Genomic DNA, 247 nt, shown 5'->3' on the forward strand with positions numbered 1-247 from the left:
CGGTTCATATCACCTTACCGACGCTTTTCGCAGATTAGCACGCCCTTCATCGCCTCTGACTGCCTAGGCATCCACCGTGTACGCTTAGTCACTTAACCTCACAACCCGAAGATGTTTCCATCGTTCGCGCTGCAAACATTTGAGAGACTCTATGACAGGTTACTCTTTATCCCAATACATCTACGGAGGGATAAATTTCAGCCGTCATGTTTCAATTTTCAGCTTGTTCCAGATTGTTAAAGAGCAA

Annotated in this window: 1 rRNA gene; it reads right to left on the reverse strand. The window is 45.7% G+C overall.

Features of this window, described 5'->3' with window-relative positions:
* Window positions 1-98, reverse strand: a 23S ribosomal RNA gene (locus tag M6G53_RS25430); the annotation flags it as partial.
* Window positions 99-247 lie beyond the last annotated feature (149 nt).

The organism is Serratia nevei (assembly GCF_024160145.1).
Lineage (GTDB): Bacteria > Pseudomonadota > Gammaproteobacteria > Enterobacterales > Enterobacteriaceae > Serratia > Serratia nevei_A.